9 protein-coding genes are annotated in these 15,522 nt (G+C 61.5%); 2 read left to right on the top strand and 7 right to left on the bottom strand.

Going from position 1 to position 15,522, the window contains the following annotated elements:
• Positions 1-57 precede the first annotated feature (57 nt).
• The 6 genes from tagF to tagH form a co-directional block, all read right to left on the bottom strand.
• Positions 58-831, bottom strand: a complete 774-nt coding sequence (gene tagF, locus LT988_RS23090) for a type VI secretion system-associated protein TagF (protein WP_232407860.1) — start codon at positions 829-831, stop codon at positions 58-60.
• Positions 813-4,373, bottom strand: a complete 3,561-nt coding sequence (gene tssM, locus LT988_RS23085) for a type VI secretion system membrane subunit TssM (protein ID WP_232407859.1) — start codon at positions 4,371-4,373, stop codon at positions 813-815. The genes tagF and tssM overlap by 19 nt, the downstream gene beginning before the upstream one ends.
• 12 nt (positions 4,374-4,385) lie before the next feature.
• Positions 4,386-5,744 (bottom strand): type IVB secretion system protein IcmH/DotU, encoded by a 1,359-nt coding sequence (icmH, locus tag LT988_RS23080; protein WP_232407858.1) that lies wholly within the window; start codon positions 5,742-5,744, stop codon positions 4,386-4,388.
• 3 nt (positions 5,745-5,747) lie between these two features.
• A complete protein-coding gene (gene tssK, locus LT988_RS23075) occupies positions 5,748-7,085 on the bottom strand; it encodes a type VI secretion system baseplate subunit TssK (RefSeq protein WP_232407857.1) in 1,338 nt (445 codons plus the stop codon).
• Positions 7,086-7,094: 9 nt separating this feature from the next.
• The gene (tssJ, locus tag LT988_RS23070; protein WP_232407856.1) at positions 7,095-7,616 is read right to left on the bottom strand and encodes a type VI secretion system lipoprotein TssJ; all 522 of its coding nucleotides are present in this window, start codon (positions 7,614-7,616) and stop codon (positions 7,095-7,097) included.
• An 81-nt stretch (positions 7,617-7,697) separates the two neighbouring features.
• Positions 7,698-9,392 (bottom strand): type VI secretion system-associated FHA domain protein TagH, encoded by a 1,695-nt coding sequence (gene tagH / locus LT988_RS23065; protein ID WP_232407855.1) that lies wholly within the window; start codon positions 9,390-9,392, stop codon positions 7,698-7,700.
• 444 nt (positions 9,393-9,836) lie between these two features.
• Between tagH and LT988_RS23060 the strand changes: the two genes are divergently transcribed.
• Positions 9,837-13,457: an SUMF1/EgtB/PvdO family nonheme iron enzyme gene (locus tag LT988_RS23060; protein ID WP_232407854.1), complete on the top strand. Its 3,621-nt coding sequence runs from the start codon at positions 9,837-9,839 to the stop codon at positions 13,455-13,457.
• An 8-nt stretch (positions 13,458-13,465) separates the two neighbouring features.
• On the opposite strand, the gene LT988_RS23055 is transcribed toward LT988_RS23060, so the two are convergent.
• Positions 13,466-14,227 (bottom strand): tetratricopeptide repeat protein, encoded by a 762-nt coding sequence (locus tag LT988_RS23055; protein WP_232407853.1) that lies wholly within the window; start codon positions 14,225-14,227, stop codon positions 13,466-13,468.
• Positions 14,228-14,555: 328 nt separating this feature from the next.
• On the opposite strand from LT988_RS23055, the gene LT988_RS23050 reads away from it, so the two are divergent.
• Positions 14,556-15,446: an alpha/beta fold hydrolase gene (locus tag LT988_RS23050; protein WP_232407852.1), complete on the top strand. Its 891-nt coding sequence runs from the start codon at positions 14,556-14,558 to the stop codon at positions 15,444-15,446.
• Positions 15,447-15,522: the final 76 nt, after the last annotated feature.

Genomic DNA, 15,522 nt, shown 5'->3' with positions numbered 1-15,522 from the left:
GGACTCCCGGGTGTGTCGCACCGGCTGAAACCCAGCGCATGTTCTGCGTCGCGGACGTCATACGGCTTCACTCCGATGCTGCTCGGACGTCTCTTCGAGGTTCCACCACCGACCGGCGGACCAGTCGCCCGTGTAGAGGGTTGTGAATGCCGGATCGGGGGGCAAGCCCTGACAAACCAGCAATGACGGCGAGACCCGCTCGGAGCCTTCCGACCACCAGAGGCTGTAAGCAAAAAACACGTCAATCAAGGCACGGTGCAACAGGCCGGGCATCACGTCCGGCACGCACAGCGGATTGGGCAGCCCAAGACGCCATCCGAGCGTCTCGCAGACATCGGGTAGATCGGGGTCGGAGAGCCTGGAGAACGGAATCTGCGCAGGCGCAAGTTCTCTCAAGCGTGCATCCATCTCATCAAGGCTCAGCACCCCTTCAAGGGCGTCGAGCATCAGCGCTTGTGCAGCATCGAACCAACCCGTGGCGGAGGACACTGCCAAGAATGGATTCACGCCCACAGGCAACGGACAAGCGACCGTGAGCGGAAAGTACCGCCCGACCCGATCGACGCTTGGCATCATCAAGCCCGCCCACGCGGCTTGGCCAGCGATTCCTGGCGTGAGCACGAAACGCCAGATCGGGCTTGTGAGATAGGCGTCGAGCCAGCCGCCGCCAAGCGCGGTCCGACTCTCGGAAAGCGACGTCTGTAACCAGGAGTCCCAAACCTGTAAGAATTCAGTCGGGAGGCGTCGGCTTAGGAAATCACCCTGCCCCGGCAACTTGCCGAACAGACCCGAAGCACCGGCACTCGTTGTGGCTATAAGCGGTCCGGACATCGGAACCCCCTGAGCTCGCTCAACTTGAACGGGTTGCGAACACTCACCGCACGCAGGTCGAACTGGGCACTGAAGCCGGCAAGGGAAAACCCGACCCGGAACAGCTCTTGCTGACTCGTGGAACGCATGTTTGAAGAGTCCAACAGCCGAAACCAGGCCCAGGGGCCGGAATAGGTCACACTTGGCCGTCCACCTGCACCATCAACGAAGACCAAGCGGACGCGCCCCGGTGCGAGCGGAGACGGCCATTTCAGCTGATGCGGCGTCGGCGGTCCCTGCCGATAGTCGACGATCTGTCCGCCGATATCGAGAATCAGTTGCTGCGCCCGAGCATCCAACGAGACCGGTTCGAGCTCGAACTCCACGGCCGGCAGCTTGGCGCCGGCTAGAAAAAACGCCTCTCGAATCACGGCAGCACGCTGGAACTGCGCCAGCACCTCGTCGGAGATGCCGATTCCACTCCCGAGCCAACGCCAGCGCGCACCGGAGGTATCCGCCAGTTGGCTCAGATTCTCCTTGAAGAACAGGTCAAACAGTCCGTCAGGTGCAAACAGCCGGCCAAAGTCGTGCAGAGTGGTCTCGCGCGAGCTGCCCCGATCGAACGGATACCGGTCATGGATCGCTTCACGACAAAACGGCAAGACCTCCGCCGTCCAGATCCGATTCAGTTGGGAACGCATGCCGCCCGAGACGATGTCGGAGCTGTCTTGCGCCAAGGTTGCCATTACGCGCGAGACGGGTTCGGGCATCTCGGCCGCGACGCGCTTCACATCCGCAATCTCGGCACTCTCGCCGGCGGCGAGCACGCCGCGCCCGGAGCTCGCCGCCGCACCAACCGATTTGAGCTGCAGATGCATCTGGTCTAGAAGCCCGAGCGCCTTGTCGATCGGAACAGCCTGCCCCTCCGGCGCCAGCACCAGGTCATGCAACCAACTGAAGCGGCGTGTGACGTAGGACTCGGGCGCCTCGTCGTCCGCGATCAACGCATCTGCCTTCTCGCCGTCACCGAAGTAACGATCGACGCGGGCGAGGAAGCCGGGGGACGCCGCAGCGTTTTCGTCATCTACTGCCCGTGGCTCATCAAGCCTCCGATCCAGCTCGGTTTGCATCGCGGCTGCAGTCAGCAAGCGCCGGAGCGGGGATTGCTCCGGATCGGCAAGGATTCGCGCGATCTCGGCCGCGTGGTGAATGTCGCGCGGCGGCACGATGTCGATGTCTTGCAGCAGGTCAGTCCAGGCATCCACGTAGTCACGCATGTACAAGAGCCGAACATCGTCGACCAGGCGGCGTGCCTGTTCGGAACCCGGCTGCAACCGCGCTTGCGAACCCAGGATCCAGGTCTCCTCGGCAGTCGCGTCAATCAGTCGCTGGCTTTGGTCCGCGAAACCCTGATGGTAACCGTCGTAGGTGTAGAGCGCGGGTATGCCCTCATTAAGCGGGCGCCCACTGCGTCGCTCGAAGACCAATTTGGCATAGTCGCCGGCTGCGTCACTGATGGAGAAATCCGAAAACGCGACGCCGAGGCCATCACTCTTGAGCCGCTCGTAAACGCGCTCGGCGAGCGGCGCGCGATTAAGAATGTCGCGGGACTGAGCGACCAACCCGGCATCGAGCTCAAGCGGCAGTGGCACGGGGCGCCGTTCTAGTAGCGCCTGCAGATGATCCTTCAGCGATTCGCGCTCCTCTGTTGTTGTCGTCCTTGGCAGGTTGCGATCCCAATCGCGGCTGACCCAGTATTGCACCGTCTCGGCGTCATAGTGTTCCGGGCTGTCGAGCATCAGGTACACTCGCAGCACGTCGTAAAGGAACTCGGGGTCCCCGCCGGCCTCACGCACCTGGTCTTCCAGACGCAGCATGACAGGCGGCAGCAAGGCCTTCAGTAATACCCGCTGGTAGGCACGTTCGGCCTCGGGACCGAGCTTGTTTCCCTGATAGAGTCCCAGCCCCGACAACAAGGGCACACTGCGGTCGCGATCGGCGTAACCACCGGGCACATGGCGCGCGGCATCAAGGAGGGGCAACAATGCGACCGGGTCGCGTTCGGTCAACGAAAGGGCGTCGATCTGCGCATCGATCTCGACCAGTGCGGCGTCGACCTCCTCGGTGTAGGCCTGATTCCGGCTGTAGCTGGTGGTCCATGCCGCGGCGGCGACTAGCGCTAAGCCGATAGCCCCTGCATAGGCACCGTTGCGCAGCCAACGTCGACGCCGCTCGAGGCGCGGATTGAGCCCGGCCAGCCCAGCCTCCGGAAACACCAGATCACGAAACAGCCGCGCCAGAAAATAGCCGCGCCCGGTCCCTTCGAAGGCTTGCTGTCCCTGCCTCGCCAGACCGAAATTTGCCGCGATACCGGCAAGGACGCGGTCGATCGGTGTTCCGGTCTGGGTGCCGCTGGTGAAGTAGACGCCCCGTAGCAACGGACGAACCTCGTAACGGCTGGGGGTGAAGATATCGCGTACGAACTCGTCGAGTAGGTCTTCGAGCGCTGCAAACTGCTCCGGGAAGGCGAAGATCAAGCTGCGCTTGCGCGGATCACGCTCGTCCTGCAAACGAGCGAGCCGACGCTGGGCCAGGCGGTCGACCAGTCCCTTGTATTCCTCCCTTAACCCATCAACCGGCGCCGGACCGATGCCTTCGTCGTCAAGAGCGAAGGTCGCCCCCCAAACCTGCTCTCGGGCCTCCTTGCCGAGGTCGGCGAAGTACTCCATGAAACCGGCTACAAGATCGGCCTTCATGAAGAGCACATACACCGGAAAACGGATCTTGAAACTTGTATACAGCTCTTGCAGGCGCTTTTTGATAGCGACCGCGTGCGCGGCCCGCTCGGTCGGAGACTGCTGCAACAGGTCAGCCAGACTGACCGCAACCAGCACGCCGTTGATGGGGCGCCGCGGGCGATGCTTTTTCAACATCCCCAGAAAGCCTTGCCAGGCGGCGCTATCGACCTGCTCATAGCTATCCTGGGTGGTATAACGACCGGCGGTATCCAGCAGCACCGCGTCCTCGGCAAACCACCAATCGCAGTTCCGGGTGCCGCCGACGCCTTGAATAGGATCCTTTCCGACCTTCTCCGCCAGCGGAAACCGCAGGCCGGAGTTCGATAGCGCCGTGGTCTTACCACAGCCCGGCGGCCCGATGATGAGATACCAGGGCAACTGGTACACCCATCGCCCTCCCAGCCGATGCCGCACTTCCGAACCCTTCAGCAAACTCAGTGCGTCTTGAAAGCGCTCGTTGAGCACCGCCAACTCTTCGGCCGAAGCCGCTTCGGCGGGATCAGCTTCGTTTGCTTGAGATGCGGCCAGACGATCGACCAGTTGACGATTGCGCAGCCGCGCACGAACCGCTGAACCGATCTGCCAGAGCCCCCAAACGCCGAACAAAGAGCCGATCACCGCAAGACGCATGACGGGCGACGCCATCGGCGTGCGACCGCCGATGGCGATCAGATCGCCTGCGAACCAAACCAATATCGCTAAGGCGATTGTCCCGAGCAGACTCAAAAACCAACGTTTCCCAATGAATGCGAAAAGTTTTTTCATCAGCTCGCCTGTCTATTCGGCGCCTTTAAGCCGCGAAGCGGCAGGCATCAGGGTAATCTCGACTCGGCGATTGCGCGCATCCTTTGGGTTGGCGGGAACCCGTAGTTCCGTATCGGCCCTACCTTCGGCGGCCAGCCGTGCACTATCCCCCATCACATCCGCAAGGAGTGTGCGCACATTGTCGGCGCGCTCTTGAGACAGCACCTGATTGGACGGGAAACGGAGCGTTCTGATGGGGACGCTGTCGGTATGTCCGGTCACCAGGACTTGCCCGGGTAACTGGAGCAACGCCTCGCCGACGCGTTTCAGACGATCCACGAACTCGGGCCTCACGTCGACCCTGCCCGACAAAAACAGCCCGTCGCCGCGCAAGATCACCGTTTGCCCGAGAGGCCGATCGACGACCTCGAGCCGGTCGGTCGCAATGTCTTCCGCAAGCAGCATACGCAATGTCGGCGGGGCAACACCGCTGGCTGTCGTCTCGTCAGTGTCCACGCCCAGGCGGACGGCTTCGCGCGGAGCAACCGGTGTCGGGATGTCTCGACCAACCTGCGCCAAGCCTGCGAACACGGGATCGGACGCACGGTGCAGCGCAAATGTAAACAGACTGAATAGCCCGAGCAGAGCAATGCCGGAGATCGCCGCAAGCACCCAAAGCGGAAGTTGGTGGATCAACGGGTCGCGGCGTTGCCCGAAACCCCTCCAATGGGGGGAGAGTTCCTGCTCGGGTTCTCCGCGCTGACTCCGGATCGCCAGGAAGAGACGCTCGCGAACCTGTTCCAGTTCATTGCGTCCGTCGTCACGCACACGATATCGACCCTCAAAGCCCAACGCGAGGCATAGGTAGAGAAGCTCGAGCAGGTTCAGATTGCCGCTCGGGTAGGCCAACAGCCGCTCCAGCGCCTCGAAAAACTTCTCACCGCCCCAGGTTTCATTATGAAAGCTGATCAGAAGTCCCCGCTCGCCCCAAACGCTCTCACTCCCCCAGGGGGTGTCGAGCACCGACTCGTCGAGAAGTGCGCAGAGCACATAACGCGCGGGCAGCACCACGGCGTCGGTCATTCCCCTGGCGCGGGCGCAGGTCTCGAATTGGCGGACTTGTCGCACCAAGCCGTCAAGCAATGCCGAGGGGTTCGGATGCGCAGCCGTACCGCGCAGTTGCGCAGCGGCAGCGAGCAGTCCCGACGCACATCCCGCCAGTGGGTTCTGCGCCAGCGAAGCACCGAGGTCCGCACGCCAATCAGCAGACGGTGCCCCCGCAGAAGGCAACGGCGGAGGCGCAGCCGCGCGGTGACGTCTGCCACCCGGAATCGGGCGGATAACGGTCGGACCGCCTTCATCACCGGAAAAGAATGGATCATCCTGGCTCATAGGTTATGCGCGGATCGCCCAGAGTTCTAATTCGAGGTCGGGATATTCGCCGCCGACATGCATCCCGAAGCCACCCGAGGCGCCGAGTTGTTTCCAGTACTCGCTGCCGCGGTCGAGCTCGAAGTAGTTGAAGCCCGCGTGATAAGGCAACTCCATCGGCGCCATGGGCATGGGATGCAGACCAACACCGGGCAGTGCCAGTTTGACCAGCTCCTGAATCTTGTCCACCGGACCGACCTTTGCCTGCGCGGGAAATCGACTCCGCAGCTTCTCGGCGTCGATGCTGGCTTTTGCAGCCAGCACGAAACGCGCGTCGACGATTAATGACTTGTCGCCGACCAATGCCACACGGAAGCCGAACTTACGCTCCTGAATCGGGATCTGAATGGCGCGCTCCACGCCTTCACGGCTTAGATACTCCCTCAAGGCAGCGAACACGGGACTGAATGTAGCGTCGAGATCGTCGTGCCGATAAGCCGGAAACGTCGGCGGGCGTTTGTCGTCGGTGCTGAAGGTCGCCAACTCCCCGGCCAGATGCAACAACTCACGATAAAGTGTCTCGGGGTGATGTCGCCCCCGCATCTCCACCAGATGAGCAATCAATGGCTCGTTACGATTGATCAATTGCAGCAGCAGGAAGTTGGCCCACTCCGATACGCCACCGCTCGCTCCGACCCGAACCCTCGCGGCCAGGGCATCAGCGCGACGACGGCATAGACCCAGAAGCTCTTCGAGGAAGCCAAACAAACGATCGCTGACGGCGATATCGACACAGGGCGGAATGTACTCGGGATCGAGCAAAAGTTGCCCATCTGCACGCACCTCCAGGATGCGCGCGACACCGCAACAGGCGAAGCCGTCACGGTTGTCGCGCTCCATCAGCAAGCGCAGATCGAGCCGCCCGACCTCCAACACCTCTTCGGTCTGCTCGGCGCCGGTGTTGTCGCGCGCCGTTTCTTCGCCGGCCCGGTAACGCAACATGGGCTGCGGGTCGTCCGGACCGCCGCTCTCACGGGCGTTGGGGCGTCGCAGCGGCAACGCCAAATAGACGACCTGCCCGGCAACACCTCCGGCCGGAGCGATCGGCGCAGGGAGCGGATCATTCGCCGGCGCATTTACCGGGGTGTCGTCGGGCAGCAGGCCCACGGATTCGGTCACCCCGAGCTTTCCGAGCGTCAGGAGATCCAGGTCGAAGCGAAGGCGACGCATACCCCAAGCAAAGGGAGCGCCGGCGCGGTATGACGACGCGACAAGGTGTTCGATATAGCGGTCCTGCTGCTGGAAGTGGTGTGGCTTCAGGAACAGTCCTTCCGACCAGATCACGCGATTCGTCCAAGCCACGATCGCCTCCTATTGGGTCGCGACAGTGATGCTGTCGGCTGAAACGGTTATCGTGACTTTGTTGGCATAGTTCGGCTTCAACACGGCGATATCCCTCCACTGTGAGCGATCGATGTCGCGAAACGCTGCAACAACTCCGAGGAATGCCGCATCCGGGGGTAAAGTCTTTTCCAGCCTGCGGTCTTGTCCGGGGGTAAGTGCGATCTCATCCTTGGCGACCAACTCCGCCCCCAAGGTCTCTGTCTCGTGATCGTAGAGACTAAAAAAATCGGCGCCCGAAAACGCGCCGGTCGATTTTAGTTCGTACATACGCACGACGACCGGAAGCGCGCCCCGTCCCGAGCCGCTGTTCAGGTCTTTGCTCGCCAACAGGTACACCTGCATCGTCGTCGGCTCGGGAGGCTTTGGCAACTTCGAGCCACCACAGCCCTGAACCGAGAGAACCGTCAACGCCAGCACCGTCAAGAAAGGCAACGACAGCAAAACTCGGATCGCTGTTATGAGCCGGGAGAACAGTGTTGGCTTGCGCATTATTTTGATTTCCGGTCGTAAAGGGAAATGCGACGGGCATCATTGCATCCAAGCATGCTGGAATCTTCGACTCGAACGAGCTTAGCCCGAATCACGCCGCTTTGCGTTTGTCAAGCGCTTGATTTGTTCTTCATACGCTCGATTGAAGGCGTCGCCGAACAGTCGCATGAAATCCTCGGAGCCGTCTTCCGCGACTTGATCGAACGTCGACACGAAAAGGTCCCAGCACTTCGACTTGCGGGCCATCGGCAGCAACTTGTCCAGGTGGGATTCTCCGTCAAAGTGCTTCTCAAGGCGTTCCGGCTCAAAGCGGGCGAGCAGCGCTTTCAACGCCGCGCGGAGGCCGGCGATCATCGCCATTTGATGCGCCTGAATATCGTCGAAGGTCTTGTGTACTGCGGTGGCCGGGTCGAGAAATCCTCGGCCGCGGCGCAACAGCAGTCGATCGATCGCATCGTCCGCATCCACACAGAACTGAAACGGATTGTTCTCGCGAGAGCGGATGGTCGTGACCTCAAGCCGCAACTCGCTCTTAAAACTGGCGCGCGCCATCATGACTGCGATCATGCCCTCCGTCGCGGCACGCAGCAGTTGACCCGATGTCTGCATAAGCGCCTCCGGATCGGGAATTGCCTCAGCATCGCCGGCACCCAAACCGGCTAGAAATGCGTTCAGTTCGGCAGATGCCCCGGGAACATAGGCAGGAGTCTCGGCGGGAATCTTGGCTTGTCGCCGCCTTGAATCCTCGATCGGCAAAGCCGCGCCAGCCGCAACGCCCGCAGGTGCAAACAGTGCCGTCTCCTCACCGGCTTCCGCACCATTTGTCTCGACAGTGCCTCGATTGATCTGCAAGACCTGCGGCGCGTCGATCTCCGGAGCCGAAGCGACAGCCTGAGCCGAGTCCGGACTGGCTGCTACCGACTCATCGCGCTGGTCACTACAGTACGCATTGCGCTGCTCAGCGGCAGGAGATCCGTCGTCATCATCCGGGATGAAGGCGTCGCTCAGTAAATCGTAATCGTCCGGAATGCCGATTTGCGGATGAGTATCGTCCTTGTCGACGGGAGCGCCCGCCGCCGACGGAGAGCCACCGTGCCCTGCGGAAGCGCCGGTTGGATGAACTGCCGATCCCGTCGTGGGCACGCCCAAGTGCATGTGCTCGACGGAAGGCCTTGGCCCTTCGTTGCCTGCTGACAAGACTGCTCGCTCACCCGGTTGGTTGGACATTGACGGCGCCCCGCCCGATCCTGGAAAGCCTAATCCGTTAGCGGCATCAGTGTGCGAGGCCCCGCCTTGAATAGCGCTCGATCCGGGGTCGAGCAGGTCCATGATATCCGGAGTCGCGGAGGACTCAGGGAACCCAGGCAGCGCGCCCTTCTCAGAACGGGCATCTGGAGTGGATGGGATGGGAGAGGCCGAGACGGCGAAGGGATCCGCGACGGGTGACGCATCAGAACTTTCCAATGCAACCCGTAACAGATAGGGGCCAATGGCCAGCCGATCGCCGTCGTTCAAAATTACCGGCTGGTTGGCAGGAATCGGTTCCGGAGCATCGTTCAGGAATGTACCGTTGGTACTGATATCCGTAATCGCAAAACCGTCGCCAAGAGGCGCAATCAGCGCATGCCGGCCGGACACCAAACATTCCGGGTCCCGCAACTCGACCTGGCAATCCGGGTGGCGGCCCAAGACTAGCGTTTGATCCGTCGAGCGGGCGCTCACCGGGTGCTGCGGCGGGAAACCGTTGTAAGCGGTGACGGTAACGACCAACCCCATGCAATTCCCCGTGGTCCGCAAATGCCATGCAGCCATTCTTGAAACACAAGCGAACAATTGTCAATTAAAGACGTAGGATAACCGATCGGACCCCGGCAAGCGCCTTCACTGAGTCCGGTTATCCAGAAGCACCGGGGCGTGGACGACAAGGGGTCAGACGGAGAGTCAAGATTCGTTCTTCACCACGGGTAGTCGTTGCGCTGTCCGTCCACTGCTCGTATCTTTGGGTATTGTCCCGTCCCTGCTGGCTGGCGGTCCGCATCCGAAGGAGGCTTAACGCCTCGCTAGATCGTAACCTTAGTGCTCAAGCACAAGCGTCAAACCCAATCCAGGCCAGCGATACAGGCAGTGACAAGGTGACCTCAACACGCACTGGATTCCCTTCGCACCCATCGTGAGACGCGTCCAACGCTACAGACCTTCGGACGATCGCCGGGGCTCATCGTGAACCAGGCGTTACCCGTAGGTGCGATGATCGAGGAGTTCCGGATCGTTCAGATCCTAGGGGCCGGCGCTTTCGGTGTCGTCTATCAGTGCGACAACACCTACCTGGACGAAACGGTCGCCATCAAAGAGTTCCTCCCGACGGACCTCGCAACGCGGCAGCCGGACGGCCAGATCGTTCCTCTGTCGCCGGCAACGACCGAAGCCTTCTCGTGGGCGCTCGATCGCTTCCTGCAGGAGGCCAAGACACTCTGGGGCCTGGGGCGCCCCGTGCCCCATCGAAATATCGTCCGGGTAACACGCTATCGCGAGCTCAACGGTAGCGCTTACATGTTCATGGAGTTCGAGCGTGGACAACCGCTGTCCGCATGGCTCGAAGAGCGCGGCACGCTATCCTTCGCGGAACTGCGCACAATCCTCGACCCGCTGCTGGATGGTCTGGAACGGGTTCACTCATCCGGTATCGTCCACCGCGACATCAAGCCGGCGAATATCTTGATCCGAAGCGACGGATCGCCGGTACTGATCGACTTTGGCTCGGCTCGCTACGTCGCGAAAAGCGGCGAGAGATCGGTATTCGCAACATACACGCCGCTCTACGCCGCTCTTGAGCAACATCAGGACATCGGCGAGCAAGGCCCTTGGACGGACATCTACGGGTTGGGCGCAACGCTTTATCGCGCGGTAACCGGCACGCCGCCACGGAGCGCGTCGCAAAGACTGCTGGCCGATCCGCAGCCGCCCGCCAGCGGGCTATGCAAAGGGCTCTATCCTGAATCTTTCCTGCAAGCGATTGATCGAGCATGCGAGCTGGAACCCGGAAAACGTCCGGAGTCGGTCCAAGAATGGCGCGGACTCCTGCTCGGCTCTGAGTCGAACGACCTGTACGCACCGACGGTGGTCAAATCCTCGGCTCGAGGTCGGCGCAAGGCCGCCCCGGAGACATCGGAGATCGTCGAACGATCCAGCACCGCGTCCAGGCCGGCCGCACCTTCAGAAGAGTTCGGCGATGCCTCGACGCAAACCGCAAAATCGGGGACATTCGGCCGAGCCGGCGGCCGCATCGGCTTTCCACGCACGGTCGCCTTCGCCGTCGGCGTTGTATCGATCGCGTTCGCTGTCGCCATCGGCTGGTACCTGCTGGACAGAGAGGCACCGAGCGGCTCTGCTTCAGCAGTCGACATCGACCTGCCCGCACCGCCTTCCGATCGGCCGGCAACCGCTACCAACTATGAACAACTGGCAGTCGCCCATTTCGAACGCAACGAGCTTGAACGCAGTATCGACCTCGTCGACCTCGGACTCGCGACGACACCGGGAGATCGACGACTGACCCTGCTTCGCGATTATCTTGAAGCGCACAAGCAGGTCCGCGACCTCATGCAGCAGGCGGAGCGCGCCATCGAGCAGGACGACCTCGAAAAAAGCCTGAATTTGGTCGACATGGGATTGGAGCGGCTTCCGAAGCACGCGGAGATGGCGCGTCTACGTGATCGGGTCACCCGAATGATGATCGAACGGCGTCAGGCCCAGGCAAACGAACTGCTAAGCCAAGCAGAGTCCGCGCGGGACCGCGGGAACCTTGAAGCGAGCCTGACACTGATCGACGATGGGCTGCGTCTCGACCCCGACAACCGGCAGCTGCCGGAACTGCGATCTTCGGTCCAGGCGCAATTGCAGCACAGACGCCAGGTCAAGACAGCCAAGGCCGAGGCGCGCACCCTGATGGATCAGGGTGCATTCGACGAAAGCATGGAACGTCTTTCCGGGGCCATGGTGATCGCCCCGGATGATCGCGAACTGACGCAGATGCGCGAAGAATTGGAGACGCGGCGGCAACAGGCGCGCGAGACATGGGTCACCGAGCAATTGGAACACGCGCGCCAAGCACAAGAGGACGGTGACGATACCGAGAGTCTCGCGCTGATCGACAGCGCGCTGGCCAAAGAGCCGAATCACCCGCGGCTGCTGAGCTTCCGCAACAGCTTATTGTCAGAAATGAATCGGCAACGCGCCGAGCAGTTCCTTGCCCGCGCCGGCGAAAGCCTATCCGGCGGCGACCTGGATGAAGCCCTCAGGCTCACCGACGAGGGTCTCGGTCTCGCCCCCGACGACACGGCGCTGGTTCAGATGCGCACCGACATCGAGACTCGGTTGAAACAACGCGGACAAGTCGAGCGCGCAATCGCCGAGGCTCGCGAGTTGCAGCGCAGTCAGGCATTCGACAACAGCCTGGCACGAATCGAAGACGGTCTGCGGGTCGCCCCCGACAACCGGGAACTCCTCCAACTCAAGACGGCGATTCAGGGCGAAAGACAACAGCAGCGACAACGAGACGCCGCGGCCTTGCTGGAGCAGGCTCGCGGGCAGGAGGCCCAAGGCCATCTCAAGCAGGCGATTACGCTCGCCGAGCAGGCATTGTTGCTGTCTCCGGACGATCGGAGTATCGACACCTATCGCAGCGAACTGAAAGCAGCCCTCGACAAACAAGAGGAGCTCGCGCGGATTGCGACGGAATGCGAAGCGGTCTTGGGGACACAGACTCAGGATTTTGACAGCCTGGAGGAGGCTCTCGCTTGTTTCCGTCGAGCCCTTGATCTCGACGACCAAGATCAACGCGTACGGGACGGACTCACACGCCTCGGCGACGCGTACGCGACATTGGCAGCGCGGGCGCTCGCCGGCAAAGATCCAGAGGCTGCGGATCCAGCCCTGGCAGCGCTTCGCCAACTCCAACCACAACATCCAAGGCTCGCTGACCTGGAGCGAGATCGCGACTTGATACGGCGTCGACTTCTGCCGGTCATGGTTTCGGTAAAAGGCGGGTGTTTCGGTATGGGCAGCCCACCGGACGAAATCGGACGTGAAACCGACGAGGCCCTTCACGAGATCTGCGTCGACAGTTTCTTGATCGGCAAGTTTGAGGTCACGTTCGATGCCTTCGAGCGATTTGTCAACGACACCAACTATCGGACAGATGCCGAGCGCGGCGTCGGCGGTCAGTACGGTTGCTGGACCTTCGACAGCGAAAACCGGCGCGACAAATGGGCCTATCAGCCATGGGCGCAATGGCGCAGACCCAACAAGCAGCCGGCAGACAACCAACCAGACTCTCCAGTCAGTTGCGTCAGCTGGAACGACGCCAGCGCCTACATTAAGTGGTTGAATCAAGAAACGGGACGCACCTTCCGACTGCCCACTGAAGCAGAATGGGAATACGCGGCACGCGCAGGCACAACGTCAGCCAGGTACTGGGGGGACAGCATCGACCAAAACGCCTGTCGAAATGCGAGCGTCGCCGACACCGGTCATGAGTGGGAGGACGGATTCCCTTGTGACGACAAACATGAGTGGGCGGCTTCCGTCGGTCGGTTCGCACCCAACCCGTGGGGCCTTTACGACATGCTGGGTAACCTCTGGGAGTGGACCTGCTCCGACTACGATGAAAATTATGGCGGCTCCGAGAAGGTCTGCGCGGCTCCCGCATCGGACGCCGCTCGCGTCATGCGCGGCGGTGCCTGGAACAGCGGGCCGTCACCGATCCGGTCGGCCTACCGGAATAGAAACTTCCCGGAAGCACGATACAGCTTCGTCGGCTTCAGACTTGCGCAAGACCCTTAAGCGAGCTGCTACTTCGATGCAGCTAGGCGACGAGAGGTGTCCAGCAATTCGTCGCGTTGTTGTCGCAAACTCAGCTTTAGCTTTCCTGCTTGCGCCGCCTTGCCGCTCGAATCGCCGCTCTGTCCCGGAACCTCTTCCGTGAGCTTGTCCAAAGCCTTAATCTGTTCATCCTTAACTGCTGCCGCCCGCTCGGCGTCCCTGCGCTGACTTTCGATGAGGCGTTCCAATTCCTTCGTGCTGGCCGCTGCGGCGGTCGCGGGTGCTTTAGGACTGCTCGATTCAGTCGCCTGACGCTGCCTCGCCTGGCGCAGTTGCTGATTCAACGATGCTGCAACCTGATTGCGCAACGCCAGTTCGCGATTGAACGCCGCGCGTTCAGCCTTCATCGCCGACTCGAAGATCAACTTATCCTGTGTCAACCCGGAGCCGCGGCGATACCAGTTCAACGCCTCGGACTTATCGTTCGGAACGCCGAGTCCGCGTTCGTAGAGCGATCCAAGACTGATCTGAGCTGGACCGTGGTCGTTGTTCGCCGCCTTGCGATACCATTCGGCGGCGCTGGCATAGTCGGGACCGGGGAGTCCGAGACCCTTCTCGTAGATCTCGCCGACATAGGTTTGCGCAACTGCGTCCCCGGCACGGGCCTTGGGCAGCAAGGCTTGCAGAGCGCTGCCATAGTCGGAACGATCGAACAGGACATATTCGCCGCCGCGGATCGCACAGTCCCGCTGGGTCGCCTTCACCGCGCGCCTCGGCGTGAGATAAGTCATGTTCGTGCCAAGTCGCCGAATTTGTCCTGGCAGCAAGCAATCCACCAGCACATAGTCCTCGACACTCTCTCCCGAGGTTGCCGTGAGCGGCTGTGCGCCGGCCCCGGTATCGTCTCGCGTTGACGTCGAGACGCACCCAGCCAGTAGCGTTATAGCCACAATCGATATTAGGCTGTCGCGCATCGCCAACCTGGGATACCGCTTTGTTGACGAGGACATTTGTTTGGCGATCACACTCGATATTCCGTTCATGGTCGCGGATGCGAGAGGAATGAAATGACATGATCGAACCGATGCGAACGTTTGTGGCACGGAGTCGCCCCGCAAGATGAACCGTTGGTTTTACGGTAAGCATAGGCGGTTCCTGCCGCTTTTTCGAGTCACTCTCTCGGCATCAGTCATGCTCTGGGCAGGTTGTGCCGATCACCTGGCTAAGACCGATCGCATTGCCGCCGACTATAAACTGGAAAAACGCCATCTCATCGGGCGCGGATTCACGCATCTCGCTTACTACAGCCGTGGCCGCAACCATGGCTCGACGCTACACGTCTATCTTTCGGGCGACGGCTCACCCTGGATCGGTGGAACCCGCATTGCAACCGACCCGACACCAAGAAATCCGGTCACACTGCGGTTGATGAGCATGGACCCCGACCCGAGCCTCTTTCTCGGCAGGCCCTGCTACCACGGACTCGCCCAAAGTAGCGCCTGCGACCCATCCAAATGGACCAGCGGCCGCTACTCAGAGGCCGTGGTAGCCTCCATGGCCGAGGCGCTCCAGGGGTTTGTCAACCAGAACGGCTACGAGAATGTGGTTCTGATCGGCTACAGCGGTGGCGGCGTTCTCGCCTGGCTGATCGCGGAGCGCGCCGGCAATGCCAAGGCCCTCGTCACCATCGCCGCCAACCTCGACATCGACGCCTGGACCGAGCTGCACGGCTACACCCCCCTGCACGACTCGTTGAACCCGGCCACGCGTGGCCCTTTGCCGTCGCAAATCCGGCAACTACACGTGGTTGGTGAGCGCGACACGAATGTGCCGCCGTCGCTGGTGCGCGCTGCACTCAACGATGTTGACGACCCGCCCGGTGATAACGTCGACCCACGGACTACGCTCGCGGTCAAGTTCGCCAGCCATCGCTGTTGTTGGGAAGCGCTCTGGCCGGACATCCTAGAGGACATCCGACACATGAGCATCATGTGGGCAAAAGAGACTTGAACTCGTTCCTGCGGGCGCGAGGGCCCACAGAAACCCATGTGCTGAATCGACCGGAAACTGACCTGCTGGACGCGGC

The organism is Thiocapsa bogorovii (genome assembly GCF_021228795.1).
GTDB lineage: Bacteria > Pseudomonadota > Gammaproteobacteria > Chromatiales > Chromatiaceae > Thiocapsa > Thiocapsa bogorovii.
Note: the sequence above shows the minus strand (reverse complement) of the source record. Positions and strands in the feature narration are given on the sequence as shown.

Excerpts from the sequence above, each read along its gene's own strand:
- tssM (WP_232407859.1), bottom strand. The coding sequence starts at position 4,373 with ATGAAAAAACTTTTCGCATTCATTGGGAAACGTTGGTTTTTGAGTCTG.
- tagF (WP_232407860.1), bottom strand. The coding sequence starts at position 831 with ATGTCCGGACCGCTTATAGCCACAACGAGTGCCGGTGCTTCGGGTCTG.
- icmH (WP_232407858.1), bottom strand. The coding sequence starts at position 5,744 with ATGAGCCAGGATGATCCATTCTTTTCCGGTGATGAAGGCGGTCCGACC.
- LT988_RS23055 (WP_232407853.1), bottom strand. The coding sequence starts at position 14,227 with ATGACTTATCTCACGCCGAGGCGCGCGGTGAAGGCGACCCAGCGGGAC.
- tagH (WP_232407855.1), bottom strand. The coding sequence starts at position 9,392 with ATGGGGTTGGTCGTTACCGTCACCGCTTACAACGGTTTCCCGCCGCAG.
- tssJ (WP_232407856.1), bottom strand. The coding sequence starts at position 7,616 with ATGCGCAAGCCAACACTGTTCTCCCGGCTCATAACAGCGATCCGAGTT.
- LT988_RS23050 (WP_232407852.1), top strand. The coding sequence starts at position 14,556 with ATGAACCGTTGGTTTTACGGTAAGCATAGGCGGTTCCTGCCGCTTTTT.